Origin of the sequence: Streptomyces sp. NPDC015171 (assembly GCF_043079545.1) — a bacterium.
Taxonomy (GTDB): Bacteria; Actinomycetota; Actinomycetes; order Streptomycetales; family Streptomycetaceae; genus Streptomyces.
This window is the reverse complement of sequence record NZ_JBIBUO010000008.1, coordinates 205,003-219,392: the sequence shown is the minus strand read 5'-3', so window position 1 is coordinate 219,392 and position 14,390 is coordinate 205,003. Positions and strand designations below refer to the sequence as shown.

At 71.4% G+C, this 14,390-nt stretch carries 17 protein-coding genes; 9 read left to right on the top strand and 8 right to left on the bottom strand.

Annotated elements, in window-relative coordinates; translation table 11 throughout:
* Positions 1-5 precede the first annotated feature (5 nt).
* Positions 6-1,523, top strand: a complete 1,518-nt coding sequence (locus ACF073_RS22945) for a hypothetical protein (protein ID WP_392072770.1) — start codon at positions 6-8, stop codon at positions 1,521-1,523.
* Between the two features lie 239 nt (positions 1,524-1,762).
* Positions 1,763-2,191, top strand: coding sequence for a VOC family protein (locus tag ACF073_RS22940; protein ID WP_392072768.1), 429 nt, complete (start codon positions 1,763-1,765; stop codon positions 2,189-2,191).
* Between the two features lie 114 nt (positions 2,192-2,305).
* Here ACF073_RS22940 and ACF073_RS22935 read toward each other — a convergent pair whose 3' ends face one another.
* The gene (locus tag ACF073_RS22935; RefSeq protein ID WP_392072766.1) at positions 2,306-3,010 is read right to left on the bottom strand and encodes a DUF2470 domain-containing protein; all 705 of its coding nucleotides are present in this window, start codon (positions 3,008-3,010) and stop codon (positions 2,306-2,308) included.
* 347 nt (positions 3,011-3,357) lie between these two features.
* Between ACF073_RS22935 and ACF073_RS22930 the strand changes: the two genes are divergently transcribed.
* Positions 3,358-4,146 carry an SAM-dependent methyltransferase gene (locus tag ACF073_RS22930; protein WP_392072764.1) on the top strand — a complete coding sequence of 263 codons (789 nt, stop codon included), beginning with the start codon at positions 3,358-3,360 and terminating at the stop codon, positions 4,144-4,146.
* A 186-nt stretch (positions 4,147-4,332) separates the two neighbouring features.
* On the opposite strand, the gene ACF073_RS22925 is transcribed toward ACF073_RS22930, so the two are convergent.
* Positions 4,333-4,476, bottom strand: a complete 144-nt coding sequence (locus ACF073_RS22925) for a hypothetical protein (RefSeq protein WP_392072762.1) — start codon at positions 4,474-4,476, stop codon at positions 4,333-4,335.
* Between the two features lie 222 nt (positions 4,477-4,698).
* Positions 4,699-5,115: a hypothetical protein gene (locus ACF073_RS22920; protein WP_392072760.1), complete on the bottom strand. Its 417-nt coding sequence runs from the start codon at positions 5,113-5,115 to the stop codon at positions 4,699-4,701.
* A 286-nt stretch (positions 5,116-5,401) separates the two neighbouring features.
* On the opposite strand from ACF073_RS22920, the gene ACF073_RS22915 reads away from it, so the two are divergent.
* Positions 5,402-7,069, top strand: coding sequence for a TlrC/CarA/OleB/SrmB family ABC-F type ribosomal protection protein (locus ACF073_RS22915; protein ID WP_392072758.1), 1,668 nt, complete (start codon positions 5,402-5,404; stop codon positions 7,067-7,069).
* Positions 7,070-7,128: 59 nt separating this feature from the next.
* On the opposite strand, the gene ACF073_RS22910 is transcribed toward ACF073_RS22915, so the two are convergent.
* Entirely contained in the window at positions 7,129-7,746 is a 618-nt protein-coding gene (locus tag ACF073_RS22910) for a TetR family transcriptional regulator (RefSeq protein WP_392072756.1), read from the bottom strand.
* A gap of 46 nt (positions 7,747-7,792) precedes the next feature.
* On the opposite strand from ACF073_RS22910, the gene ACF073_RS22905 reads away from it, so the two are divergent.
* Positions 7,793-8,257 (top strand): SRPBCC family protein, encoded by a 465-nt coding sequence (locus ACF073_RS22905; protein ID WP_392072754.1) that lies wholly within the window; start codon positions 7,793-7,795, stop codon positions 8,255-8,257.
* Positions 8,258-8,299: 42 nt separating this feature from the next.
* On the opposite strand, the gene ACF073_RS22900 is transcribed toward ACF073_RS22905, so the two are convergent.
* The 4 genes from ACF073_RS22900 to ACF073_RS22885 form a co-directional block, all read right to left on the bottom strand.
* The gene (locus ACF073_RS22900) at positions 8,300-8,587 is read right to left on the bottom strand and encodes a hypothetical protein (protein ID WP_392072752.1); all 288 of its coding nucleotides are present in this window, start codon (positions 8,585-8,587) and stop codon (positions 8,300-8,302) included.
* 200 nt (positions 8,588-8,787) lie between these two features.
* Positions 8,788-9,294 (bottom strand): N-acetyltransferase, encoded by a 507-nt coding sequence (locus ACF073_RS22895; protein WP_392072750.1) that lies wholly within the window; start codon positions 9,292-9,294, stop codon positions 8,788-8,790.
* Between the two features lie 33 nt (positions 9,295-9,327).
* On the bottom strand, positions 9,328-9,897 hold the full coding sequence (locus ACF073_RS22890) for a GNAT family N-acetyltransferase (RefSeq protein WP_392072748.1): 570 nt from the start codon (positions 9,895-9,897) through the stop codon (positions 9,328-9,330).
* Positions 9,898-9,960: 63 nt separating this feature from the next.
* On the bottom strand, positions 9,961-10,857 hold the full coding sequence (locus tag ACF073_RS22885) for an amidohydrolase family protein (RefSeq protein WP_392072746.1): 897 nt from the start codon (positions 10,855-10,857) through the stop codon (positions 9,961-9,963).
* Between the two features lie 278 nt (positions 10,858-11,135).
* Here ACF073_RS22885 and ACF073_RS22880 point away from each other — a divergent pair, with 278 nt between their 5' ends.
* From ACF073_RS22880 to ACF073_RS22865, 4 genes are all read left to right on the top strand, one after another.
* Positions 11,136-11,582: a MarR family winged helix-turn-helix transcriptional regulator gene (locus ACF073_RS22880; RefSeq protein WP_392072745.1), complete on the top strand. Its 447-nt coding sequence runs from the start codon at positions 11,136-11,138 to the stop codon at positions 11,580-11,582.
* A 64-nt stretch (positions 11,583-11,646) separates the two neighbouring features.
* Entirely contained in the window at positions 11,647-12,987 is a 1,341-nt protein-coding gene (locus ACF073_RS22875; protein WP_392073158.1) for an MFS transporter, read from the top strand.
* Between the two features lie 49 nt (positions 12,988-13,036).
* Entirely contained in the window at positions 13,037-13,510 is a 474-nt protein-coding gene (locus tag ACF073_RS22870) for a hypothetical protein (protein WP_392072743.1), read from the top strand.
* Positions 13,511-13,702: 192 nt separating this feature from the next.
* On the top strand, positions 13,703-14,347 hold the full coding sequence (locus tag ACF073_RS22865) for a CatB-related O-acetyltransferase (protein WP_392072741.1): 645 nt from the start codon (positions 13,703-13,705) through the stop codon (positions 14,345-14,347).
* The last annotated feature ends 43 nt before the right edge of the window (positions 14,348-14,390 follow it).

The following is a 14,390-nucleotide window of genomic DNA, read 5'->3' as shown; positions in this document are numbered from 1 at the left end:
CTCCTGTGCACCACATACTGTGCGGGCTCGCCGCCAACCCCGCCCTGACGTCCGAGACGGTCGACCGGCTGATAGCCGTCGCGGACGACGACATCGCCACGGACCTCGCCGGTCGCGCGGACCTCAGCCGTAGCCAGGCGGTCGCGTTGGCGGCACGCGTCCAGGGCAGCGCGGCGCTGCTCGCGTACGAGGGCCGCCTCACCGCCGCCGACATCGACCCAGGCGCGCAGCCGGACGCCGCCCTGGCCCTGCTGGACGGGGGCACCGGCCCCGCGGAGTGGGCACGTCTCCTCGCGGTGGATCCGGCCCGCGAGCGCCGGGAGAAGCTGGCTGCCTGCCCCCGCCTCCCGTCCGACGTGGTGGAGACGCTCGCGGCGGACCCGGAGGTGAGCGTCGTCGCCGAGCTGGCCCGGTGGGCCACCCCGCACACCGCCGCGAGGCTCGCCGGGCATCCGCACGCCGAGGTCCGCCTCGCGGTGGCGGCCAACGAGGCGACGCCCCCGGCCGTACTGGCCTCGCTCGTCACCGGGGAGGGGCTCCCCGCGCCACGGCGGTGTCTGGTCTGCGACCAGGAACGGCCGCCGTTCGTCCACGATCCGGAGTGCCCGCGGCTCGACTGCGAACTGCCGCCGGGCGCCGCCTGCGACGGCTCCCACGAATCCACCGTCCACGGCATACGGGAGGCGGCGCTCCGCAACCCCGCGACCCCCACCCGGGCCGTCGTCGCCTTCGCGGACCATCCCTCGGCACTGTTGCGCTGGGCGCTTGCCACGCGCCCCGACCTTCCCCCGCACGTGTGCGAACAGCTCGCCTCGGATCCCGTTCCCGGTGTGCGGGGCGACCTCGCCGGGAACCCCGCGATCCACGACGGCCTCATCCGGGTGCTCGCCGACGACCCTGACCCCGACGTGCGCCGCGCACTCGCCCACCATCCCGGCATACCGCTGGACGTCCTCGCCGGCCTGGCCCGGACCACCAGGATCGGTGCCACCCTGTTGCCCAGGATCGCCGTCGCCTCTCCCGACGAGGTCGCGGCGCTGGCCACGTCAACGGACCCGGTCACCCGGATGCTCGTGGCTCGACGGCGCGATCTGCCGCCCGGACCGCGCGACCGGCTGGCCGACGATCCCGACGCGAAGGTGGCCAAGTCGGTGGCGGGGCACCCGGGGCTGTCCGAGGCGCGGTTGCGCACGATGATCGACCGTCACGGCGTCAGCGTCCTCGCCCAGGTGGCCGCCAATCCGGACGCGCCTCCGGCATTGCTGGAGGACCTGACCCGGCACGAGCCACCGGTGCACAAGGTGTTCCGCGAGGTCGCCCGGCATCCCCGGGCGACGGCTCCGGCGCTGCTGGCCTGCCTGGCGGACCGGAAGGCGAGGCCATGGGCCGCCGGCCACCCGGCGCTTCCCCCGTCGGCGATCGCGGAACTGCTCGGCGACGGGGACTGGCGGGTGGTCGAAGCGGCAGCCGCCAACCCGTCCCTGCCGCCGGCCGTGGTGTCGGATCTGACGCGCCGGATGTGACCGCGTGACTCGGTCAGCGGCTCATGAGGTCCGCTCCTGCCGGGCGAAGAAGTCGATCACTTCCTGGGGTATGGGGTTGTCGGGGGCGTCGGCCTCGGCAACAGCAGGTCCGGGGCCACGCGTGCACGTTGCCCCGCTCGTGGTCGTCCCGGAGCCGGCGCTCGGGGCGGTTGACGTACTCCTTCCCCAGGCATGATCTCGCCCGATACCCGCGGCAGAGCCCCTGGTACGGTACGCCGATGTCAGCGATCAAGAAGTTCCAAGTCACCTTTGACTGCGCGGAACCTGAGCGCCTCGCCCGCTTCTGGTGCGAGGTGCTGGGGTACGTCGTACCGCCGCCGCCGGAGGGGTTCGCCACTTGGGACGATTTCAAGCACGCGCAGCCGCCTGAGCAGCAAGACTCCTGGTTCGCCTGCGTTGATCCCTCCGGCGTGGGACCGCGCCTGTACTTCCAGCGCGTCCCCGAGGGGAAGGCCGCCAAGAACCGGCTGCACCTCGACGTGCGGGTCGGCACCGGACTCGTGGGCGAAGAGCGTCTCGCCGCGCTTGAGGCCGAGTGCGCACGACTGGTCCCGCTCGGCGCGGTGCACGTGCAGACCCTGTATGACGGCGTCGATTCGTGCATCCCGATGCAGGACATCGAGGGCAACGAGTTCTGTATCGACTGAGCGGCGTCGATGACGGCCTGACGGCCGGTCGGACATCGGCTCGCGGTTGCCGCTACGGCGTGGGGCGGGGCGAGTGGCCGGCTGCGGACGAACCGAGCGGTGCGGGCCCGCGGATCAGGCCGGCAGATGACCGGCGTGGGAGAGGCGACGCGCCGCCGACGCCAGGGCGTGCATCTGGATGCCGAATTGGTCGACGTGGTTCACGGGCGTCTTGAACGGAATCCGGACATCGCGGTGGCCGCTCGGGTACTCCAGACGCAGCGTCAGGCCGTAGCGGTCGATGCTCACCGGCAGCGCGCGCAGCACTCCGCCGTCCGGGAGCGGTCGTACGAGCCGCAGGAGCAGGGGAACGAGTTCGCGGTGGTCGTCCATGAGATGGGTCAGCAGCCCTGCTTCGCTCGTCGCCATGGGGTCGAGTCCGGTCGCCTCCAGTTCCTGGAGTGTCACGAACGCGCGCCCATCGGCGTCCTCCAGCACCGCCTGCCCGAACTCCATGCAGGTGCTCTGCGTGCCCTGGGGGTCGTACGGCTCTCCCAGGAGCCCCGTCAGAGTGAGGCGGGCGCGCAGCCTGTCGCGTACGGGCGCGGGGGCGATGTCGGTGAGTTCCAGCCGGACCGGGATCCGCGGGCCGGACGGCACCTCGACCTCTTCGGACGGGGCGTGCAGATGGAAGCGCCCCATGGCTCCGGTGCCGTCGAGGCGGCGGACTTCGGTCTGCAGACCGTCGCAGACCACGGTCATCGAATGAGCGGCGGCCAGGATCGAGCGGACGCGCTCAGGGGCTGTGGGTGCGGTGGCACGGGCACGGGAACGGCGCATCCGGATCCTCCAGGACCAATGAAGTCACTTAGGTTTGCCTAACCTAACCTATCGGCCCCTCGGTGACGAGCTGGTCGACCGAGGCTTTGAGCAGCCGCACGGAACGGGAGAGAGCTTCGGCCACCGGTGCGGCGGTACGGTGTCCGCCCCAGGCATGGGTGAGTGCCCCGATCCGTCGACCACACGGGCGAGCGGCTGAGCGGACTCCCGGCCCGAGGGACACACGGGGCCAACCTGCCCGGCCGGGACGGCGGTTGCGGGTGCGGGGCCGCCCCGGACGGCACCCCGCACCCGAGTAAAGTGATCACGTACTGGCCTGATCCCTTCACCAGCGCCACGGAGTTGCGATGACGACCGCCTCACAGCCGCCTCAGCCGATCGACACCAGCAGGGCACACCCCGCGCGAGTCTATGACTGGCTGCTGGGCGGCAAGGACAACTATCCGATCGACGAGGCGGTGGGCAGCCAGTTGCCGCCCGAGGCGAAGAACGCGGCACGGCAGAACCGTCAGTTCATGCACCGCGCCGCCGCGTGGCTCGCCGAACAGGGCATCGACCAGTTCCTGGACATAGGCACGGGGATCCCGACCGAACCCAATCTGCACCAGATCGTCCAGGGCATCCTGCCGACAGCGAAGATCGTGTACACCGACAACGATCCCATCGTCCTCCGCCATGCCGAGGCCCTGCTGGTCAGCCGTGCCGAAGGCGCGACCGACTACATCGAGGCCGACGTGAGGAACCCGGAAGGCATCGTCCAGCACGCCAGGCAGGTCCTGGACTTCGACCGTCCCATCGCACTGTCGCTGATAGCCCTGATGCACTTCATCACTGACGAGCAGGGCGCCCACGACATCGTCCGGGGCCTGGTGGCCACGCTGCCGCGGGGCAGCTATCTGGTGCTGTCCCACGCCGCGTCCGACCTCTATCCCGAGCTCGCCGCGCAGGTCACCGAGGAGTACGCGAAGGGCGGCATCCAGCTCGGCTTCCGGACCCGGACCGAGGTGGCGCGGTTCTTCGACGACCTGGAACTCGTGCCGCCCGGCCTGGTGACGGCGACGGAGTGGGTCACCTCCGCCCCGTCCGCGGAACCGGAGGGAAGCGGTATCTACGCGGGAGTGGCCCGCCTCTCCTGAGCCCCGCTCACCGAGGCCGAGGGGTACGCCCTCGCGCCCGACGTGGACGACTGCCCCCTGGTGCGGTCTGTGCGGCGAGGAACTCCACGACAGCCGCCGGCCGGAGACGGTCCGCCCCCTGCCTCCCCGCGCGGCATGCGCGGGGAGGCAGCACGGCTCGTCCCGGATCCGGGGCCGAACCGCGCGTCACAGCAGGCCGATGTTGGTGAGCGGGAAGTTCCAGTCGTTGCTCTCGCTGTCGCCGTACCCGTCCCGGGCCGCGGCCCCTCCCGCGGACAGCATCAGCCCTGCGAGGGCAACGGCCAAGGCGGTGAAGACGCGACGCTTCACGGTTCCTCCTCGACGGCGGACGGTGACGGTACCGACCACCCTCCTCGCGAGCGCCACCGGGGCCCTTCCGGACACGCGGCTGGGCCCGCGAATTCAGTCGCTCGGTGGCAGCACCCGCACCGGACAGCCGCAGTGACCGCCCCGGCGCTCAGAGCCTGGTGACCGATGCGGCGGTGCCCGGGCTGTCAACGCGCGCGGTGTGCCGCCCTCGTCGCGGACCGCTCACCGCAGGTCGCCGCGCCCCAGCCACGACGGCTTGACCGGCACTCCGTCCGCGTACCGCTCGACCTCTTCCTCCGCCGGCTCGGCCGGTACGGCGGCGGGGAGGGGCGGCACCTCCGCCGCGGGTTCCGGTACGGCCGGCGCGGCGGAGTCCTCCAGCAGCTCCGCCACCGTGAACCGGGTGACGAAGGACTGCCATGTCCCGTCGATGACCAGCAGGAACGCGTCCCCCTCGCGAAGGAGCCGACGGCGCCTGGGACTCCGGGGGTGCTCGGGAGAGAAACTCCGCGCCCGGCGTTCCAGCTCGGCGAGCGCCTCCGCACGCGGTCCGGTGACATGCGCGACCACATGGGCCTCCATGTGCTTGCTGTCCCCGGTGCCCACCGTCGCCTCTATGACCAGCCCCCATGTCGTCATGTGACCCGACCCTACTCCTCCGGGCACAGGCCGCTCGGCGCAGCAGGCGCCGTTGAAAACGGCTTGCGGGTATGCGACTTCCCCGCCTAGCGTGCTGCGCATGGGTTCTCTGTGACAGTCCCCGTGCGACCGCGTTGAGTTCGGCTCCGCCGTCGCACGTTCTCCTCCGCGCTTCCGCTCCCCCCTCCCGTGATGCCGCCTGTCCTGCGTGCCGCGGAGTGGCTCCGGCGTGCGCGGACGCGTCCATCCGCCCGTGCCCACGGCCTGGCCGAGAACAGGGGACTTCATGCTCACCGCACAACTCACCCTTCAGAACATCACCCGCCGCTACGACGACCACGTCGTCCTGGATGACGTGTCCTTCAGCGTCAAGCCGGGCGAGCGGGCCGGCGTCATCGGCGACAACGGTGCCGGGAAATCCACCCTGCTGCGGCTGATCGCCGGGCAGGACCGGCCCGACAACGGCGAGCTGACCGTGCTCGCGCCCGGCGGCCTCGGCCATCTCGCCCAGTCGTCGGCCCTGCCCGGCGAGTCCAGCGTCCAGGACGCGGTGGACATGGCTCTCGCCGAGCTGCGCGAGCTGGAGGCACGGATGCGGCATGCCGAGGCCGGGCTCGCCGGCCTGACAGGGACGGAACTCGCCACCGCGCTGGACGCCTACGCCCGCCTGGTGGCGCGGTACGAGGCGCGCGCCGGCTACGAGGCCGACGCCCGCGTCGACATCGCCCTGCACGGACTCGGGCTGCCGGGTCTGGCCCGGGACCGGCCCCTGGGCACGCTGTCGGGCGGTGAGCGGTCGCGGCTGGCGCTGGCCGCCACCCTGGCGTCCCAGCCGGAGCTGCTCCTGCTGGACGAGCCGACCAACGATCTGGACGACCAGGCGGTGGCCTGGCTGGAGGCACACCTGAGGGCCCATCGCGGCACGGTCCTCGCGGTCACCCATGACCGGGTGTTCCTGGAGCGGGTCACCACCACGATCCTGGAGGTGGCCGAGGGCAAGGTGACGCGGTACGGCGACGGTTACGGCGGCTACCTCGCCGGCAAGGCCGCCGAGCGCCGGCGCCGCCTGCGGGAGTACGCCGACTGGCGCACGGAGCTGGCGCGCAACCGGAAGCTGGCCGCCACGAACGTGGCCCGGCTCGACGGGATCCCCCGCAAGCTGCCGCTCGCCGTGTTCGGCCACGGCGGCTTCCGTACCCGGGGCCGTGGGCACGGCGCGATGGTGCGCATCCGCAACGCGAAGGAGCGCGTGGAACGGCTGACGGCCCGTCCTGTGGCGCCACCGCCCGAACCACTGGTGTTCGCCGCCCGCATGTCCACCGCCGACGGTGAGACGTCGCGGAGCGCGGCGGACCTCACCGGCATTCGCGTCAAGGACCGACTGCATGTGCCGTCCCTGCGGATCGGCGGCGCGGACCGACTGCTGGTCACCGGACCCAACGGGGCCGGCAAGACCACGCTGATGCGGGTGCTGGCGGGTGAGCTGCGGCCCGACGAGGGGACGGTGCGCACCCGGGGCCGGGTGGGGCACCTGAAGCAGGAGGAGACACCGTGGCCGGGCGGACTCACGGTGGCGCAGGCGTTCGCCCACGGCCGCGGAGACGGAGGCGGAGGCGGAGGTGACTTGCAGGAGCACATCGACCGCCTCCTGGCCCTCGGGCTGTTCAGCCCCGCCGACCTACGCCGGAAGGTGGGCGAGCTGTCCTACGGACAACGGCGCAGGATCGACCTGGCCCGTCTGGTCAGTGAACCCGTCGACCTCCTGCTGCTGGACGAGCCGACCAACCATCTCTCCCCGGCCCTGGTCGAGGAAGTGGAGCAGGCCCTGGCCGGCTACCCGGGCGCGGTCGTCGTCGTCACCCACGACCGCCGTATGCGCGACCGCTTCACCGGCAGACACATGGAACTGGACGCCGGCCACGTCGCACAGATCCATGAGGCCGCGGCCGGCTGAAGCGCGCGTCAGCCTCCGAGGGGCGGCGGCACCGCGTCTGCCCATAACCAGTTGCCGCCTCACTCCGAACCGTAGAACAGCCGGAGAAACTCCTCCATCGCCGCGTCGACGCCGGCGCGGTCGCCCGTGGCGAGCAGGTCGAGCAGCAGACCGCGGACGGTGGCGAGACCCAGCCTGGCGCGGTTGCGGGCCGCGACAGGGTCCGCTCCCGCTGCCGCCTCGGCGGCAGCGAGCGGCTCCAGCCAGTCCGCCACGAGTCCCTCGAGGAACGGGGCGGCCTCCGGGCGCCCTCGCAGCGCGTGTCCGCAGAGCTCGAAGAAGAGCCGCTCCTGACCGGCCAGCGCCGGGTCCGTCAACTGCTGCCACAGCATGCGCGCGGCATCGGCCGGTGAGAGGCCGGGGTCCAGGCGGAGCCGGGACAGCAGATCGCGCCGGCGCAGCTCCGAGGTCCGCACGATCTCGACGAGCAACTGCTCCTTGGAGCCGAAGTAGTGGATCAGCATGCGATGACTGACGCCGATCGCGGCGCCCAGACCGCGCAGGCTCAGATCCGCTATGCCGTGTGCCGCGACGTGGTCGACGGCAGCGTCCACGAGTCGGGCACGCCGGTCGCCCTCCGCGATCAGCGCGGCCCCGCCGCCGGTTCGCGTGCCGTCCGCGTCCTCGGAATTCACCACGCCGCGAGTGTACCGACTGGTACATGCCGCATGTACCGTGTGGTACATGAAGTCTGTCACCGTGTCGATCGACGTACCGCAGACGCCCGAGCAGGTCTACGACTTCCTCGATGTCATCGCCCACCACGAGCGCTTCACCGACCACTACCTGTCCGACTGGCGCTACAACGGCCCCGGCCGCGGCATCGGTTCCGGCGCGACGGTCACCGCCGCGCTCGGCGGGACGAGGACCGACATCACGATCGAGGTCGTCGAGGCCGAAGCGCCACGGCGCATCGTGGAGCGCAACGTCAGCGCGACCGGCCGCCGCCTGGCCCACGGCACCTACACCATCGAACCGCTGGCGACCGAGGGCAGCCTCGTCTCGTTCACGTACGCCTGGGTGCGCGCCCCTCTCGCCGAGCGTCTGCTGGCACCCGCCGTCCGCGCCACCATGCGACGCGCGAACCGCACGGTCATGCGGCGCCTGGCGACCGAGCTGGCCCGCCATGTGTCCGCCCCCGGCACCTGACGGCGAGGCCTCCGGTTCCTGGGCCGCCGAGGTGCCGAGGCGTCAGCGGATGAGGATGCTGTGGGTTCCGGGCACCTCCGCCGCCAAGCCGGGAGGGATGATCTGGACGAAGTCGCTCTGGCAGCCCGGGACGTTGTGGACCAGGGCGGGTATGTCCGTGAAGTTGAAGACCGTGGACAGTTGGAGGACCTCGTAGCAGCCCTTCGGGTGATCGTGGACGACTCCGTTGATCTCCAGGTACCCGTTGGCGGCGTAGGCCGAGCCGGGAACGGCGAGTGTGAGCAGCCCGGCGGCGGCGAGTGTGGCGAGTGTGGAGCCGATGCGGCGCATGACGAACCTCCTGTACGTGCAGGCCAAGGCACATCCCGGCCTTGAAACCGACCGTACGGAAGCGCGTACGTACCGCATCCCGGAATCCCCCAGGTGGAGGACGGGCAGCTGAGCCGGGCGGGGGTGGGCGCCGGTGCCGGGCCGGCCTGCCGGCCCGCGTCCGGGAGGGCGACGGGCCGGCCGGAGCGTTCACACGGCGATCAGACGGTCTTCGGGGCGCTCGGCAGCGCAAGCCAGTCCTGCCAGGAGATGTCGCGGCCCAGATAGCGGGGCTGCCGGAAGGGCCAGGCCGCCGCGATCCACTGCGGCACCAGCGCGTCGAGCGCGCGCTCCGCCTCGCCGCCGACGAGGTCGTCCACCACCCACCAGCAGACCTCCCCGTCGGAGCCCGTGCGCTCGGGCGGGTCGACGTACACGCAGCCGAGGAGCTTCGTCTCCCCCTCGTCGAGCAGCGCGTAGTTGAACGACTGGTGCGCGGCTATCTCCTTCTCGTGCCGCAACAGGTCGACGCGGTCCTCTTCGTAGGTCATCGTTGCGTCGGGCCAGCCCCAGGCGGGGCCGAAGATCTCCCACAGGCGCTCTCGGGAGCCCATCACGGCGGGGTAGTCGATCGCGGTGTCCGCCTCCCTGATCGGCCGCAGGTGAAGCGCGGTGTCGGGCACGGGCACGTACTCGGGATGAACGAAGTCATCGGGAAGCCAGCTCATGGGGCCGAGGCTACAGCCGGTCGGTCCCGGCGTTCAGGGAGCGCAAGTGCCGTGGGGAGCAGGCACGGGGCGGTTCAGGCGCCAGATCACTTCTATGCCGCTGCCCGAGGCGGCTTCGGCGGGCGGAACCTGCTCGCGCCCCACTTCGGTGAAGCCCAACCGGTGCGGAACCCCACGGCTGGAGGTGTTGGACAGGTCGTGCGTGATTTCCACGTACTCCACGTCCGGCAGGGCGAACATCTCGGCGGCCATGGCTTCTGTCGCTCTCGTGGCGATGCCCTGTCCGACGGCGGCGGGGTGCAGCCAGTACCCCAGCCGCCACCCCGGCGGTTCGGCCCAGCGGTAGGCCTGGCACATGCCTATGGGCGTACCGCCCCTGGTGATGGCGTAGTTGTACGCCTCCCCCGCCGCCCATCTCGACTCGGCCTTCGCGAGGAAGTCCCGCGTGTTCCTCTCACCGTGCTCCGCGACCCACGGCATCCACGGACGCAGATGGCCGAGGGATTCCTCGATCAGTGTGAACGCCGAAGCGAAGTCCCGCTGCCCTCGCCAGCGTCGCAGGACGAAGTCGCCGCACTCGATGATCTGACTCGGTCGTTCCATGACAGCCATGATTGGTCGGCGGTACCGGGCACGGCAACGGGGTGCGGGGAACCGACGCCGGGGTCACAGCCGGAACAGGCGGGCCGCGTTGTCGTGGCAGACGTGTCGCAGCCACTCGTCGCCGAGTTCAAGACGCTCCAGGGCCTCCAGCTGATGGACGTACGGATAGGGGATGTTGGGGAAGTCGCTGCCGAGGAGGATCCGGTCACCGAGGCCGGCCAGACGGGGCAGTGCGCGCCGCGGGAACGGTGCGAGCCGTTCGGCGAAGTCGGTGAAGACCATCGTCGTGTCGAGCCGCACCTCGTCGTACCGCTCGGCGAGGTCGAGGAAGTCCTCGTGCTCGGGCATCCCCATGTGAGCGATGATCAGCCGCAGCCGGGGGTGCCGGGCGAGTACGCGGCCGACCGGTTCGGGTCCGGTGTGCTTGCCGGGCACGGGTCCCGAGCCGCAGTGGATCACGACGGGGATCCCCGCCTCGGCCAGCAGCCCCCAGACGGGGTCGAGTGCCTCGTCGGCCGGGTCGTACGCCCCCACCTGGACATGCGCTTTGAAGACCCGCGCGCCCGCCTCCACCGCCCGCCGGACGTAGGACTCGACTCCCGCCTCGGGGAAGAGGGTCGCGGTGTGCAGGCAGTCGGGGGTCCGGTGCGCGAAGTCCGCGGCCCAGCCGTTGAGCCACTCGGCCATGCCCGCCTTGTGCGGATAGAGCATGGATGTGAAGGCGCGGACGCCGAAATCCCTGATGACGGCGAGTCGTTCGGCTTCCTCGGTGCGGTAGGTGATGGGCCACACGGGGGCCTCTTCCGCGGGGCCGAACGAGTCGAAGTAGCTCCAGACCTTGCGCAGCACGCGCTCGGGCATGAAGTGGGTGTGGACGTCGACCAGCCCCGGCAGCCCCAGCCGCTGCCAGAACCGGCGGACTTCGGCTGACTCGCTCGTCGACTCGTGTGCTTGAGTCATCTGCCCTCTCGCATTCGTGGCGGTGCTCCGCGGTCGTGGCGCATCGGGAGTACCGGGGAGTACCCCGGATACGCCACGGTGTCATGGCCGCGAAGCGCTGCTGCACGCGAGGCCCCGGTTGCGGAGTACGGGCGGCAGGTACGGCGCGTGCGTCTCGCGGTCTGGCGATGCGTCAGCGGCGGCGTGGAGCCGTACCCGCGAAGCGGCGGGCATTCATACAGTCCATGCTGTACAGGCAAAACTGGACAGGTAAGACTGTAGAAGTTAGCGTCGACGGCATGAGTGACAACCCGAGCCTGTCGCCGTCGGCGGTGCGGGCCTCGCGCGAGGTCCGTGCGGTCATCAGCCGCCTGCGGCGCCGGATCCTGAGCGCCTCCGAGGTCGAGGACATCACGTTGAGTCAGGCTTCCTTGCTGGCCCGTTTGTCCGACCGGGGAAGCGTCACGGCCAGTGAGCTGGCCGCCGCCGAAGGGGTGCGGCACCAGTCGATCACGGCGACGGTCGCCTCGCTCGCCGCGCTGGGACTGGTGGAGCGGAGCCCCGACCCGGGCGACGGGCGGCGGCTGCTGATCACGCTGACCCCGGAGGGCGGCCGCCGGGTGGAGGAGGGGCGGCAGGCCCGGACGGAATGGCTCGCCGGACAGTTGCAGGACAGGTGCACGGAGGACGAACGCCAAGCCGTGATCGCCGCCATGACCGTACTGGAGCGGCTGACCCGTGACTGACTCCACGACCGGCGCGATACCGGAGAGGGGCGAGCCGGGCTTCGACCGGCGGCTGCTGCCGCCGATGATGCTGGGTTCGGTCCTGAACCCGATCAACTCGACGATCATCTCCGTGGCCCTCGTGCCCATCGGCAACGCCCTGGGCACGCCGGTCTCGGAGACCGCGTGGCTGGTCTCCGCCCTCTACCTGGCCACCGCGCTGGGGCAGCCGGTCATGGGCCGGCTCATCGATGTCTTCGGACCGCGCAGGCTCTTCCTGCTGAGCACCGCCCTGGTCGGAGCCGCCGGCGTGGTCGGCACCCTGGCGCCGAACCTGGGCGTGCTGATCGCGGCCCGCGTCCTGCTCGGGTTCGGCACCTGTGCCGGCTACCCCTCCGCGATGGCACTGCTGCGCAGCGAGGCCAAGCGCACCGGACGGGACAGCCCCGGCGGGATGCTGACCGCACTGGCGGTGGCCAACCAGACCATCGCCGTCATCGGCCCGCTGCTGGGCGGCCTGCTGATCGCGGTGGGCGGCTGGCGTGCCACCTTCGCGCTGAACGTGCCGCTGGCGGTCGCCGCCCTACTGCTGGGGCTGTGGCGGCTGCCCGAGCCGACCGGCACGGACGGGGCCCCACGGCGTGCCGGCCTGGCCGCCCGGATCGACCTGCCCGGGATGGGCCTGTTCGCGGCGACGCTCGTCGCACTGCTGCTGTTCCTGATGGACCTGCGCCTGCGGGACTGGTACTTGCTGGTGATCGTCGCCGTCGCGGGAACCGCGTTCGCCGCTCGGGAGCTGCGGGCCGCCACGCCCTTCATCGACCTGCGGGTACTCGGCGGCAACACCCCGCTCCTCGCCACCTACGCACGCGCGCTCGTCGCCTACGTCGTCGCCTACTCCTTCCTCTACGGCTTCAGCCAGTGGACCGAGGAGGGGTACGCGCTGACACCCTTCCACGCCGGGCTGGTGCAGATCCCCATGTTCCTGCTGGCGATCGGTGTATCGATCGTCTCCGGGCGGCGTACGGGCGTACGCGGGAAGTTGCTCGTCGGCGCGGCCGGACAGATCGTCGCGTGCCTGGTGATGCTGACGCTCACCGGGAAGAGCCCCCTGTGGACGCTGCTCCTCGTCGCCCTGGTCTTCGGCGTCCCGCAGGGGCTGAACAACCTGGCCCTGCAGAACTCCGTCTACTTCCAGGCCGACCCCGAGCGCACCGCCTCCTCGGCCGGGCTGCTGCGCACCTTCGCCTACGTCGGCTCGATGGTCGCCTCCTCCGCGACCGCCGCGTCCTTCGGGCAGCGCGCCGACACGGCCGGCATGCACCGGCTCGCCTGGGTCATGCTCGGCGCCGGTGTGCTCTACCTCCTGCTGACCGTCTTCGACCGCACCCTCGGCCGCACGGAGCCCGGCGGCACCGCCGCCTGAGCACGCGCGGGAAACCTCGTAGGCTCGCGGGGAGGGAAGGACAGGTGCGGTGGAGATCACGGTGCAGTGGGTCAAGACGTCCTGGACGAAGGAGTCACGGGGCGGGGAGGCCGCCGCTCGCCGGAACACGGCGCCGCTGGGCTTCATGCTGCCCGACACCTCCTCCCGTTTCGCCCACTTCGTCCGCATGTCCGAGCATGAGGGGTTCGCGCCGCGCGCGACACGGAAAAGCCTCCGCGATACCGGCGTCAGCCTGCGCGAGGAAGGCGACCGGCTCCGGGTGCACGCCCGCGTGGAGCCGCTGTTCGCGGTGCCGCCCCGACCGCGCAGGCCCCCGGCGGTTCGACTGCGGCCGGGCCAGTGGGTCCGATGGCAGTTGAACTACCGGTTCTCCAGCGCCCTGGGTATACGCGGCTGGTCGTACTGGCTCGACACGTTCAACATCGCCTACGGCCCGGTCGGCCAGGATGTCTTCCTGTCGGAACCCACGGTGCTGGTCGACGAGTGCGGCCCGATGCGTTAGCGAGGCGGCTCGGGACCGGACCCGGTGGGCGGCGACGCGGAAGCCTGCCGGGTCCGGGGCGGGTGCCGGCCGGGGCCGGGCGGGTGCCGGCGGCCCCGGCGCGCGTGCGGGCGGTAAACCGGTGTCCGGGACGGCTCCGTGGCGCGATCATGGGTCGGTCACTCTCCCCCGGCCTCGGAGGAAACGTTCGTCATGCCTGTGCCCGCCGACCCCACGGTCCTCCATCCCATGCCCGGACAACCGCGGGTGGTGCTGCTCGAACCGCTGGTGAGATCCCCGCTGATCGAGGTCGGCGCGTACTCGTACTACGACGACCCGGACGACCCGACCGCGTTCGAGACGCGCAATGTGCTCTATCACTACGGGCCCGAGAAACTCGTCATCGGCAAGTTCTGCGCGCTGGGCACGGGCGTGCGGTTCATCATGAACGGCGCCAACCACCGGATGGACGGCCCGTCGACCTTTCCGTTCCCCACCATGGGCGGTTCCTGGGCCGACCACTTCGACCTGCTCGCCGGACTCCCGAACAGAGGCGACACCGTCGTCGGCAACGACGTCTGGTTCGGCCACGGCACGACGATCATGCCCGGCGTACGGATCGGACACGGCGCGGTCATCGCCGCCGGCGCCGTGGTCACCCGTGACGTGCCCGACTACGGCATCGTCGGAGGCAATCCCGCCCGCCTCATCCGCACCCGCTACGACGACGAGGACATCGCCCGGCTGCTGGCCGTGGCCTGGTGGGACTGGCCGGCGGAGCACATCACCGAGCATGTGCGGACGATCATGTCGGGCAGTGTCGCCGATCTGGAGGCCGCAGCGCCGGACGTCCCGTAGGCGCGGCGGGCGCGCGCCGCGGTCGGCGGAAGCACACGCGACC